12 protein-coding genes are annotated in these 12,481 nt (G+C 61.9%); all 12 read left to right on the forward strand.

Annotation, left to right across the window (positions count from 1 at the left end):
- Positions 1-6: 6 nt before the first annotated feature.
- The 12 genes from RTQ46_RS10030 to RTQ46_RS10085 all read left to right on the forward strand — a co-directional run bounded on the left by RTQ46_RS10030 (position 7) and on the right by RTQ46_RS10085 (position 12,418).
- Positions 7-717, forward strand: coding sequence for a succinate dehydrogenase iron-sulfur subunit (locus RTQ46_RS10030; protein ID WP_312436284.1), 711 nt, complete (start codon positions 7-9; stop codon positions 715-717).
- A gap of 127 nt (positions 718-844) precedes the next feature.
- Positions 845-1,126 carry a succinate dehydrogenase assembly factor 2 gene (locus tag RTQ46_RS10035; protein ID WP_034752073.1) on the forward strand — a complete coding sequence of 94 codons (282 nt, stop codon included), beginning with the start codon at positions 845-847 and terminating at the stop codon, positions 1,124-1,126.
- 121 nt (positions 1,127-1,247) lie between these two features.
- Positions 1,248-2,552: a citrate synthase gene (gene gltA / locus RTQ46_RS10040; protein WP_312436285.1), complete on the forward strand. Its 1,305-nt coding sequence runs from the start codon at positions 1,248-1,250 to the stop codon at positions 2,550-2,552.
- 143 nt (positions 2,553-2,695) lie between these two features.
- Positions 2,696-3,037, forward strand: coding sequence for a helix-turn-helix domain-containing protein (locus tag RTQ46_RS10045; protein WP_312436286.1), 342 nt, complete (start codon positions 2,696-2,698; stop codon positions 3,035-3,037).
- A gap of 226 nt (positions 3,038-3,263) precedes the next feature.
- Positions 3,264-3,803 carry an NAD(P)H-dependent oxidoreductase gene (locus RTQ46_RS10050; RefSeq protein ID WP_312436287.1) on the forward strand — a complete coding sequence of 180 codons (540 nt, stop codon included), beginning with the start codon at positions 3,264-3,266 and terminating at the stop codon, positions 3,801-3,803.
- Positions 3,804-4,086: 283 nt separating this feature from the next.
- Positions 4,087-6,939, forward strand: a complete 2,853-nt coding sequence (locus RTQ46_RS10055) for a 2-oxoglutarate dehydrogenase E1 component (protein ID WP_312436288.1) — start codon at positions 4,087-4,089, stop codon at positions 6,937-6,939.
- 68 nt (positions 6,940-7,007) lie between these two features.
- Entirely contained in the window at positions 7,008-8,273 is a 1,266-nt protein-coding gene (gene odhB / locus RTQ46_RS10060) for a 2-oxoglutarate dehydrogenase complex dihydrolipoyllysine-residue succinyltransferase (RefSeq protein WP_312436289.1), read from the forward strand.
- Positions 8,274-8,376: 103 nt separating this feature from the next.
- Positions 8,377-8,745, forward strand: coding sequence for a PspC domain-containing protein (locus tag RTQ46_RS10065; protein WP_312436290.1), 369 nt, complete (start codon positions 8,377-8,379; stop codon positions 8,743-8,745).
- Positions 8,735-10,165, forward strand: coding sequence for a dihydrolipoyl dehydrogenase (lpdA, locus tag RTQ46_RS10070; protein WP_312436291.1), 1,431 nt, complete (start codon positions 8,735-8,737; stop codon positions 10,163-10,165). Before RTQ46_RS10065 ends, lpdA begins: the two co-directional genes overlap by 11 nt.
- A 69-nt stretch (positions 10,166-10,234) precedes the next feature.
- Positions 10,235-11,332: a cell division protein ZapE gene (zapE, locus tag RTQ46_RS10075; RefSeq protein WP_312436292.1), complete on the forward strand. Its 1,098-nt coding sequence runs from the start codon at positions 10,235-10,237 to the stop codon at positions 11,330-11,332.
- A gap of 24 nt (positions 11,333-11,356) precedes the next feature.
- Positions 11,357-12,058 (forward strand): hypothetical protein, encoded by a 702-nt coding sequence (locus RTQ46_RS10080; RefSeq protein WP_312436293.1) that lies wholly within the window; start codon positions 11,357-11,359, stop codon positions 12,056-12,058.
- A gap of 159 nt (positions 12,059-12,217) precedes the next feature.
- On the forward strand, positions 12,218-12,418 hold the full coding sequence (locus RTQ46_RS10085) for a YdcH family protein (protein WP_065310554.1): 201 nt from the start codon (positions 12,218-12,220) through the stop codon (positions 12,416-12,418).
- Positions 12,419-12,481: the final 63 nt, after the last annotated feature.

The following is a 12,481-nucleotide window of genomic DNA, read 5'->3' on the forward strand; positions in this document are numbered from 1 at the left end:
TATACCATGGCACGTACTCTCAAATTCAAAATCTACCGCTACGATCCCGACCAGGACGCCAAGCCGTACATGCAGGACCTGACGGTCGAACTGAAAGACACCGACAAGATGCTGCTCGACGCACTGCAGCGCATCAAGTCGGACGTCGATGACTCGCTGGCCCTGCGCCGCTCGTGCCGCGAAGGCGTGTGCGGTTCGGACGCGATGAATATCAACGGCAAGAACGGCCTGGCCTGCACCACCAACCTGAACGAGCTGACCGAGCCTATCGTGCTGCGTCCGCTGCCAGGCCTGCCGGTGATCCGCGACCTGATCGTCGACATGACGCAATTCTTCAAGCAGTACGATTCGATCAAGCCGTTCCTGATCAACGAATCGATCCCGCCTGAAAAAGAGCGCCTGCAGACGCCGGAACAGCGCGAAGAGCTCGATGGCCTGTACGAGTGCATCCTGTGCGCATGCTGCTCCACGTCGTGCCCGTCGTTCTGGTGGAATCCGGACAAGTTCGTCGGTCCGGCCGGCCTGCTGCAAGCCTACCGTTTCATCGCCGATTCGCGCGATGAAGCCACCGGCGCGCGCCTGGACAACCTGGAAGATCCGTACCGTCTGTTCCGCTGCCATTCGATCATGAACTGTGTCGACGTTTGCCCGAAAGGGCTGAACCCGAACAAGGCGATCGGCAAGATCAAGGAATTGATGGTACGCCGCGCGATCTGACCGTTCAGAACGTATCCCGCCGGCGGCGCTGGCAGGGCAGGGGAGTGGCCCTTGCCCTGTTTGCGGTGCCGGCAAAAGCAGTACCGTGCCGTTTTTTTTGACGGCACGCGCAAGATGGTAAAACCCAATGACAGAATCAATTTTGTCCTCGCATCAGGCCGACCCGGCCAACCGCGCCCGCCTGCGCTGGCGCTCGCGCCGTGGCCTGCTGGAAAACGACATCATCCTGACCCGTTTTCTCGATGCGTATGAAACCGAATTGACCGACGAGGAAGTCGACGCGCTGACGCGTTTGCTCGATTTGTCGGACAATGCGTTAATGGATCTGGTACTGGCCCGTAAAGAGCCGGAAGGCGAAGTCGATCTGCCGCATGTGCGCGCACTGCTGCAACGACTGCGCATTGCCTAGACGCCTGGGCGATATATTGCAAACGGTGCGAGTGGCGCGCTGTAGCTTCGCACGATGCGAGGCGAATTGCAGCCAGAATTTTTGATTTTAATTTCGACTCACTCCCGAGAAGGAAGAGCCCATGAATACCTCTGACACAAAAGCTACCCTGTCGTTCTCCGATGGCAGCCCATCGCTTGAATTTCCGATCTACAAAGGCACCGTCGGCCCGGACGTCATCGACATCCGCAAGCTGTACGCCGGTAGCGGCAAGTTCACCTACGACCCAGGCTTTATGTCGACCGCCTCGTGCAACTCGTCGATCACCTACATCGACGGCGACAAGGGCGAACTGCTGTACCGCGGTTACCCGATCGAACAGCTGGCCGTCAACGCCGACTTCATGGAATCGTGCTACCTGCTGCTGAACGGCGAATTGCCGAACGCGGAGCAGAAAGCCAAGTTCGTCGACACCGTGACCAAGCACACGATGGTGCACGAGCAGATGCAATTTTTCTTCCGCGGCTTCCGCCGCGACGCGCACCCGATGTCGATCCTGGTCGGCACCGTCGGCGCGCTGGCATCGTTCTACCATGATTCGCTCGACATCAACGACCCGCGCCACCGCGAAGTGTCGGCCATCCGCCTGATCGCCAAGATGCCGACCTTGGTCGCCATGACCTACAAGTACTCGATCGGCCAGCCGTTCACGTACCCGCGCAATGACCTGTCGTACAGCGCCAACTTCATGCACATGATGTTTGCCAACCCGTGCGAAGAGTACAAGGTCAACGACGTGCTGGTGCGCGCGCTGGACCGCATCCTGATCCTGCACGCGGATCACGAGCAGAACGCTTCGACGTCGACCGTCCGCCTGGCCGGTTCGTCGGGCGCCAACCCGTTCGCCTGTATCGCTGCCGGCATCGCCTGCCTGTGGGGCCCTGCCCACGGCGGCGCCAACGAAGCGGCACTGAACATGCTGAAGGAAATCGGCACCGTCGAGAACATCCCTGCCTTCATCGAACAGGTCAAGGACAAGAACTCGGGCGTCAAGCTGATGGGCTTTGGCCACCGCGTGTACAAGAACTTCGACCCGCGCGCCAAGCTGATGCGCGAAACCTGCTACGAAGTGCTGGCCGAACTGGGCCTGCAGGACGATCCGCTGTTCAAGCTGGCGATGGAGCTGGAAAAGATTGCACTGAACGACGAATACTTCGTCTCGCGCAAACTGTACCCGAACGTCGACTTCTACTCGGGCATCGTGCAGTCCGCACTGGGCATCCCGGTATCGCTGTTCACCGGTATCTTCGCCATGGCCCGTACGATCGGCTGGATCGCGCAGTGGAACGAAATGATCGCCGATCCGGAACAGAAAATCGGCCGTCCGCGCCAGTTGTTCGTCGGTTCGACCACGCGTGAAGTACTGCCACTGGACAAGCGCGCTTAAGTTACGGCGCCATGTTCCTGCCGGGCCTGCGCGCCCGGCGCAAAAAAACGAGCCTGGTGGCTCGTTTTTTTTATGCGCCCAAATCCTGGCTGGCAGGCGCCAGGCTGGTATGCTCACCGAGGATCAACAGCAAGCGGAACGTGATGAACGAAGAAACCTGCGCCCCCGGCGGCGTGGCACTGGGCGAGACGGGCTTTGGCCACACCTTGTCGCTGATCGGCGGCAAGTACAAGATGCTGATCCTGTATGCGCTGGCGGAAAACAAGGTGCTGCGGCATAACGAGCTCAAGCGCCATCTCGGGGGCATCGCCTTCAAGACCCTGAGCGTGGTCCTGAAGGAACTGGAAGCCGATGCGCTGATCGTCCGCAAGGAATACCCGCAAGTCCCGCCCAAGGTTGAATATTTCCTCTCAAGCAAAGGGGTATCGCTGATCCCCGTGCTCAACACGCTGTGCGAGTGGGGCGAGCGGCACAGGGCCACCTAGCGGCGACGGACAATCGCAGGGCAGGAAGGCTGGCTGCGCACAAGTTACTTACTTTTCTTACTGTATGAGCATTGAATGTGCGTACTTGTGAAAAGTACTCGCCAGCGCTATGCTGTTTTTGCCTCTGCGGGCGTGACTCCGTACCACGGGGCAGGGTGCCGGCTTGCCTGCTTTTCCGGGGGTGAAGCCTGGTGCCCACCGATTCCCTTCTCATGAAAGCAGCAATATGAAAACCCTGGTTCTCGTTTTTCATCCCTCGATCGGCACCTCGGTCGCCAACCGGCGCTGGCTGCAGGAAGTGGCGCTGCAGCCGCAGCGCTACACCATCCACGATGTGCAGCAGGCGTACCCTGACGGCCAGATCGACGTGGCGCGGGAGCAGGCGCTGGTCGAGGCGCACGGCAGCGTGGTGCTGCAGTTCCCCGTGTACTGGTTCAATTGCCCGCCGCTGCTCAAGAAGTGGCTCGACGAGGTGCTGGCACATGGCTGGGCCTACGGCGCCGGCGGCAACGCCTTCCGCGGCCGCAAGGTGGCGCTGGCCGTCACGGCCGGCATACGCGAGCAGGACTTCGCGCTGCAAGGCAAGTGGCGCACAACCCTGGCGCAGCTGCTGGCGCCGTTCGACGTGACCCTGGCGTATATCGGCGCCGAGAAGCGCCCGTTCTTTGCCTTCTACGGCGCCGAGGACGGTCCGTCGGAGCAGGGCTATGCCGAGCGGCTGGGGCGCAGTGCGCAGGACTACGTGCGCTTCCTGTCCGGACTCTGAGCCGCTTGCGGCAGGACGGTGCGGCGCGCCATTCGCATCAGCGCAACAATCAGGCGCGCACGCCCCGCAAAGCTTACATTTGCTTGCCAAATAAAAGTCAGGCGGCGGTTGTTGCGTTACAATACCGCGTGCTATTCTAAATGACGCTATGCAGAATGCTGGTGCAATAAACAAGCCCTTCCCCACAACTTGATGTGCAATCCGCTAACCGGTCAGGCCGTGTCGCGGAAGGTTAGATTAACCCGCTAATTCCTCGCGAAGCGCGAAGAGAGGTGAGCAATATATGCAACAATTAACGACCAACTCCTACCTGTTCGGTGGGAATGCTCCGTACGTGGAAGACCTGTACGAAGCGTATCTGAACAATCCCGGCTCGGTACCTGACAACTGGCGCGCGTACTTCGACGCGATGCAGCACGTGCCTGCCGTCGACGGTTCCAACAAGCCTGACGTCGCCCACGCCTCCGTGGTCGCCTCGTTCGCCGAGCGCGCCAAGGCCGGTCCGATCCGCACCGTCACCGCCTCGTTCGACGCCGAAATGGGCCGCAAGCGCGTCGCCGCCACGCAGCTGATCGCCGCCTACCGCTACCTCGGTTCGCACTGGGCCAACCTGGACCCGCTGCAGCGCCAGGAACGTCCGATGATCCCGGAACTGGAACCGAGCTTCTACGGTTTCAACGATGCCGACATGGACACCGTGTTCAACATCAGCAATACCTATTTCGGCCCTGAGACCGCGACCCTGCGCGACCTGCTGAACTACCTGCGCGACACCTACACGCGCTCGATCGGCGCCGAGTTCATGTACATCTCCGACCCGGCCGAAAAGCGCTGGCTGCAGGAGAAACTCGAATCGATCCGCTCCACCCCGAATTTCAGCGCAGAGAAAAAAGTCCACATCCTCGATCGCCTGACCGCGGCCGAAGGCCTGGAACGCTATCTGCACACGCGCTACGTCGGCCAGAAGCGCTTCTCGCTCGAAGGCGGCGAAACCTTTATCGCCTCGATGGATGAAACCATCCAGCGCGCCGGCGAAAAAGGCGTGCAGGAAATCGTCATCGGCATGGCCCACCGCGGCCGCCTGAACGTGCTGGTCAACACCCTGGGCAAGGCACCGCAGGAGCTGTTCGAAGAATTCGAAGGCAAGCACGGCGACGACCTGCCGGCCGGCGACGTGAAATACCACCAGGGCTTCTCGTCCGACATCGCTACCGCAGGCGGCCCGGTCCACCTGTCGCTGGCGTTCAACCCGTCGCACCTGGAGATCGTCAACCCGGTGGTCGAAGGTTCCGTCAAGGCCCGCATGGACCGCCGCGGCGACGCGCAGGGCGCGCAAGTGCTGCCGATCCTGGTGCACGGCGATGCCGCTTTCGCCGGCCAGGGCGTGGTCATGGAAACGCTGAATCTGGCGCAGACGCGCGGCTACCACACCGGCGGCACCGTGCACATCGTCATCAACAACCAGATCGGTTTCACCACCTCGGATCCGCGCGATGCGCGTTCGACCCTGTACTGCTCGGACGTCGTGAAAATGATCGAAGCGCCGGTACTGCACATCAATGCCGACGATCCTGAGGCGGTGGTGCTGGCGACGCAGATCGCGCTCGACTACCGCATGGAATTCAAGAAGGACATCGTCCTCGACATCATCTGCTACCGCAAACTGGGCCACAACGAGCAGGATACGCCTGCATTGACCCAGCCTCTGATGTACAAGAAGATCGGCCAGCATCCGGGCACCCGCAAGCTGTACGCGGACAAGCTGGTGGCCCAGGGCGTGATTCCTGCCGATGGCGGCGACAAGATGGTGGCCGCTTTCCGCGACGCCATGGACGCCGGCAAGCACACGGTCGACCCGGTCATCTCGAACTTCAAGAACAAGTACGCGGTCGACTGGCTGCCGTTCCTGAACAAAAAATGGACCGATTCGGCCGACACCGCCGTGCCGATGACCGAACTGAAACGCCTGGCCACGCGCATTACCACCGTGCCGGAAGACTTCAAGGTCCACTCGCTGGTTGAAAAAGTACTGGGCGACCGCGGCACCATGGGCCGTGGCGAAATGAACCTGGACTGGGGCATGGGCGAACACCTGGCCTACGCTTCGCTGGTATCGTCCGGCTACGCGATCCGCCTGACGGGCCAGGACGCCGGCCGCGGCACTTTTGTTCACCGCCACGCCGTGCTGCACGACCAGAACCGCGAGCGCTGGGATGCCGGTACCTACATTCCGCTGCAAAACGTGTCCGACAGCCAGGCGCCGTTCACCGTGATCGACTCGGTCCTGTCCGAAGAAGCCGTACTGGCCTTCGAATACGGCTACTCGACCGCCGAGCCGAACACGCTGACGATCTGGGAAGCCCAGTTCGGCGACTTCGCCAACGGCGCGCAAGTGGTGATCGACCAGTTCATCAGCTCCGGCGAAGTGAAATGGGGCCGCGCTTCGGGCCTGGTCATGATGCTGCCGCACGGCTACGAAGGCCAGGGTCCGGAGCACTCGTCGGCACGTCCCGAGCGTTTCCTGCAGCTGTGCGCAGACAACAACATGCAAGTGGTGCAGCCAACCACGGCTTCGCAGATCTTCCACCTGCTGCGCCGCCAGATGGTGCGCCAGTTCCGCAAGCCTTTGGTGATCATGACGCCGAAGTCGCTGCTGCGTAACAAGGACGCCGGCTCGCCGCTGACCGACCTGGCCAAAGGCAGCTTCCAGACCGTGATCGGCGAAGTGGACGACAAGATCGACGCCAAGAAAGTCAAGCGCGTGATTGCCTGCTCGGGCAAGGTCTACTACGACCTGGTCAACGCACGCAAGACCCGCGGCCAGACCGACACGGCCATCGTGCGCCTGGAACAGCTGTATCCGTTCCCGCACAAGTCGTTCGCTGCAGAACTGAAAAAGTTCCCGAACCTGGTCGAAGTCGTGTGGACCCAGGACGAGCCACAGAACCAGGGCGCCTGGTTCCAGATCCAGCACAACATCTTCGAAGGCCTGGAAGCCGGCCAGCGCCTGGCTTACGCTGGCCGTCCTGCTTCGGCGTCGCCTGCTGTCGGTTACTATGACAAGCACTACGCACAGCAAAAAGACCTGCTGGAAACGGCATTCTCGAAGCTGAAGGGCTTTATTCTCACGAAGTAATCGATGACGGAGCGCCGCAGCTGCTACGCAGCCGCGGCGCCGCAATAACAAAATAAACGGAGTTTTACATGGCACAAATCGAAGTCAAAGTACCCCAGTTGTCGGAATCGGTTGCGGAAGCAACCCTGTTGGCATGGCATAAAAAAGTCGGCGAGCCGGTTGCGCGCGACGAAAACATGATCGATATCGAAACCGACAAGGTGGTACTGGAATTGCCGGCACCAGCCGCCGGCGTGATCGTGCAGATCATCAAGGACAACGGCGCCACCGTGGTGGCTGGCGAAGTCATCGCCATCATCGATACCGATGGTCCTGCCAAAGTGAGCCCGCTGGAAGTGTCGGCGATCCCTGCGCCAGCCCTGGCTGCCGCTGCTGAAGCGTCGTCGTCGGCCTCGGCTCCTGCCGCTGCCGCTGCCGCCACCAAGGGCGACGTGGCCATGCCTGCCGCCGCCAAGATCCTGTCCGAAAAAGGCCTGGCTGCCGGCGACGTCGCCGGTTCCGGCAAAGACGGCCGCGTGACCAAGGGCGATGCCCTGGCCGCTTCCGCCAAGCCAGCCGCCGCCGCGCCTGCACCAGTGGCCGCCAAGCCGGCGCTGCAGCAAGTGGCCACCCCGGGCGCCGCCAGCCTGGGCGACCGTCCGGAAGAGCGCGTGCCGATGAGCCGCCTGCGCGCCCGTATCGCCGAGCGCCTGCTGCAATCGCAATCGACCAACGCCATCCTGACCACGTTCAATGAAGTGAACATGCAGCCGGTGATCGACCTGCGCAACAAGTACAAGGACAAGTTCGAGAAAGAGCACGGCGTCAAGCTGGGCTTCATGTCGTTCTTCGTCAAGGCCGCTGTCGCCGCCCTGAAAAAGTATCCGATCATCAATGCATCGGTTGACGGCAACGACATCGTCTACCACGGCTACTTCGACATCGGCATCGCTGTCGGTTCGCCGCGCGGCCTGGTGGTGCCGATCATCCGCAACGCGGACCAGCTGTCGATCGCCGACATCGAGAAAAAAATCGGTGAATTCGGCGCGAAAGCCAAGGAAGGCAAGCTGACGCTGGACGACCTGACCGGCGGTACCTTCTCGATCTCGAACGGCGGCACCTTCGGCTCGATGCTGTCGACCCCGATCATCAACCCGCCACAATCGGCCATCCTGGGCGTGCATGCGACCAAGGACCGTGCAGTCGTGGAAAACGGCCAGATCGTGGTGCGTCCGATGAACTACCTGGCGATGTCGTACGATCACCGCATCATCGACGGCCGCGAAGCCGTGCTGGGCCTGGTCGCGATGAAGGAAGCGCTGGAAGATCCGGCCCGCCTGTTGCTGGACCTGTAATACCACGCCTGCCCCGGCGCAGCCGCCGGGGCAGTGCAGGCAGCACCGTTGTACCCGTGCCAGAAGACGCAGCTGGCTGATCTCAACTCAAAGAGGATTCCCTATGAACGTCTCTGAAGAAATCAAGCGTCTGCATGAGTTGCACCTGGCTGGCGCATTGAGCGACAGCGAATTTGCGCAAGCGAAGGCCAGGCTTTTGGGCGGCATCAACCCGGACAATACCGCCACCTATGGTGACGGTCCCGCGAACGACCTGGTACAGGAGTTCAGCCGATTGCGGCGCTCGCGCGGCGACCGCTGGCTGGGCGGCGTATGTGGCGGCCTGGGCCGCGCTTCCGGCATGGAAGCGTGGATCTGGCGCCTGGTGTTCGTGCTGTTTACGCTGACCTTCGGCTTCGGCGTGGTGATTTACCTTCTATTGTGGATTTTCGTCCCGGACGAAGAGATTGGAATAACAAAACATGAGTACTAAACAATTTGACGTAGTCGTCATCGGTGCGGGCCCTGGCGGCTACATCGCCGCCATCCGCGCCGCCCAGCTGGGCTTTACCGTTGCCTGCGTCGACGAATGGTCGAACGCCAAGGGCGGCGCCGCTCCTGGCGGTACCTGCACCAACGTCGGCTGCATCCCGTCGAAAGCGCTGCTGCAGTCGTCCGAGCACTTCGAACACGCTGGCCACAGCTTTGCCGAGCACGGCATCGATGTCGCCGGCCTGTCGCTGAACCTGGGCCAGATGCTCAAGCGCAAGGACACCGTCGTCAAGCAGAACAACGACGGCATCCTGTACCTGTTCAAGAAAAACAAGATCGCCTTCTTCCACGGCCGCGCCTCGTTTGCCGGCGCCGCTGGCGAAGGCTATGAAATCAGCGTCGCTGGCGCCGCCAATGAAACGTTGACGACCAAGCACGTCATCATCGCCACCGGTTCGAACGCACGCGAACTGCCGGGCGCGCTATTCGACGAGAAAGTCATCCTGTCGAACACCGGCGCACTGGCGATCGACGCCGTACCGGCCAAGCTGGGCGTGATCGGCGCCGGCGTGATCGGCCTGGAAATGGGCAGCGTCTGGCGCCGCCTCGGTGCCGACGTGACCATCCTCGAAGGCCTGCCAGTGTTGCTGGGCGCGGTCGACGAGCAGATCGCCAAGGAAGCGGGCAAGCTGTTTGCCAAGCAGGGCCTGAAGATCAGCCTGGGCTGCAAGATCGGCACCATCACGCCGGGCGCGGACAATGTCTCCGTCGAGTACGTCGATGCCAAGGGCGAAGCCGTCACCGCCGTGTTCGACAAGCTGATCATCTCGATCGGCCGCACGCCGAACACCAACGGCCTGGCCGCCGATAAAGTCGGCCTGCAGCTCGACGAGCGCGGCTTCATCGCCGTCGACGGCGACTGCAAGACCAACCTGCCGAACGTGTGGGCAGTGGGCGACGTCGTGCGCGGCCCGATGCTGGCGCACAAGGCCGAAGAAGAAGGCGTTGCCGTGGCCGAGCGTATCGCCGGCCAGCATGGCCACACCAACTTCAACACGATTCCGTGGGTGATCTACACCTCGCCGGAAATCGCGTGGGTCGGCAAGACCGAGCAGACGCTGAAAGCCGAAGGCATCGCCTACAAGGCCGGCACCTTCCCGTTCCTGGCCAACGGCCGCGCACGCGCGCTGGGCGACACATCCGGCATGGTCAAGTTCCTGGCTGACGCGACCACCGATGAAATCCTCGGCGTGCACATCGTCGGCCCGATGGCGTCCGAACTGATTTCGGAAGCCGTGGTGGCGATGGAGTTCAAGGCCTCGGCCGAAGACATCGCGCGCATCTGCCACGCTCACCCGTCCCTGTCGGAAGCGACCAAGGAAGCGGCGCTGGCGGTTGACAAGCGTACGCTGAACTTTTAATCGTAGTTAGTCTTACAGGGGCGCTCGCGGCTTTGGCCGCCAGCGCCCCTGCGCGTTGAATCGAGCCCCATGAACGTAGAAGAGTTTTACCAGAACGCGTTGCAGCAGCGCGATTTCAAGGCCGACGCGGCACAGCGCCGCGCCGTCGACCGCCTGCAACGGTGCTATGACGAATGGGTGGCCTACAAGAGCCAGCGCTCGAGCACCTTCAAGCGCCTGATCAACCGCCCGAGCGTGCCGAAAGGCGTGTACATGTGGGGCGGGGTAGGGCGCGGCAAGTCCTTTTTGATGGACAGTTTCTATTCGGTGGTGCCACTGGTGCGCAAGACGCGCCTGCACTTCCATGAGTTCATGCGCGGCGTGCACCAGCAGCTCGATGAACTGAAAGGCGTGGCCGATCCGCTCGACGAGGTCGCCAAGCGCATTGCCAAGAAATACCGGTTGATCTGTTTCGATGAGTTCCACGTGTCGGACATCGCCGACGCGATGATCCTGTACAACCTGCTGTCGGCCCTGTTCGACAACGGCGTGTCGTTCATCATGACCTCGAATTACGATCCCGACCTGCTGTATCCGGACGGCCTGCACCGCGACCGCATGCTGCCGACCATCGCGCTGTTGAAAGAGAAACTCGACGTGATGAATGTCGACGCCGGCGTCGACTATCGCGGCCGCGCGCTGGAACAGGTGGAAAGTTACTACACGCCGCTGGGCGCCGCCACCGACAAGGCGCTGCGCGACGCGTATGCGCGCATTGCCGAGACGGCCGACGAAGACGCGCGCATCCGCATCGAGAACCGCGAGATCCACTGCCTGCGCCGCGCCGGCGGCATCATCTGGTTCGATTTCGCCACGCTGTGCGGCGGGCCCCGCTCGCAAAATGATTACCTTGAAATCGCCAGCCGCTTTCATACAGTGATATTGTCGGCGATACCGGCCATGTCGGCCGCGCAGTCGTCCGAGGCGCGCCGTTTTACCTGGCTGATCGACGTGTTTTACGACCAGAAGGTCAAGCTGGTGATGTCGGCCGAAGTGCCGCCCGAGCAGTTGTATACCAACGGCATGCTGGCCAATGAATTTCACCGCACGGTATCGCGCATTATTGAAATGCAATCGCGCGAATACATGGAAAAAGAACAGCGCGGCGCAGCCGACGCGATCGTTTGAGGCAAGGCAGACACAATGAAAATAATGGCAAGAATGAAGTTCATCATGGCGCTCGGAGGCGCGCTGCTGCTGTCGGCCTGTGCCACGCAGAACCGCGCGCTCGATGAAGTAGGCCAGCCGCAGGTGCCGGCCACCCTGACGATGGCCGAGGCCGACGCCAAACTGGCGCAGGTGTCGAGCGAGCGGGAAGCCGCCGAGAGCACCTACGCGGCCAGGGAACTGGAATGCTACGACAAGTTTTTCGTCAATAACTGCCTGGACAAGGCCAAGGAGGCGCGCCGCCTGATCCTGGTGCGCCTGCGCGCCGTGGAAGCGGAAGCGAGCCATTTCAAGCGGGCCGAATCGGTGCGCCTGCGCGACCTGGACCTGGCGCGCACGCAGCAGGACGCCAGCGATGAACTGGCCGAACGCACAGCCGCCACGCCGAAGACCATGAAGGTGGTGACGCCTGACGCTGTGAAGCCCGTCAAGCCGGCAGGCCCGACCCTGGCCGAGCGCGAAGCGGCGCATGCGGCCGCAGTGCGGCAGCAGGCGGCGCAGGATGCCGCCGAGGCGCCGCGCCGCGCGGCGCGCGAGACCAATCTCGCGCGCAAACAGGCCGAGGCTGTCAAACGCCAGCAGCGCGTGGCCAACCGCCTGGCCGAACGCGAAAAAAACGCCGCCGCCAAGGCTGCCAAAGCCGCTGCAGCCGCGAAGGCGCCGCCACCGCCGATCGGCGATAATTAGATCGCCCGTCTGTCCGGCCGCAAACGCCGTGCTCTGAAATGGCGTGCCGGATTGCGCGCGGCAGGTTAAACTACTGCCTTGCCGGTTCTGCCGGCGCAGATGATTGCCCATGCGCCCGGCGCATGCGCCCACTCCATATTATTGCCTGGAATGCAACACATGAGCGATGCACAGCATATACAGCGGCGCCTGATTGAACTGGACGTGGAACACCGCGACCTGGACGCCGTCATCGAGTTGCTGGTACTCGATGGCCATCATGACGAATTGCAGCTGCGCCGGCTGAAAAAGCGCAAACTGCAATTGAAAGACCATATCACCTTGCTGAAAATGCAATTGGTGCCCGATGTTCCCGCCTGAGCGACGCCCCCTGGCGCCGGGCTTACCATAAGTTTATTTTGACCGATCACCATTTATTGCCTG

Source organism: Janthinobacterium sp. (assembly GCF_031995485.1).
Classification (GTDB): Bacteria; Pseudomonadota; Gammaproteobacteria; order Burkholderiales; family Burkholderiaceae_D; genus Janthinobacterium.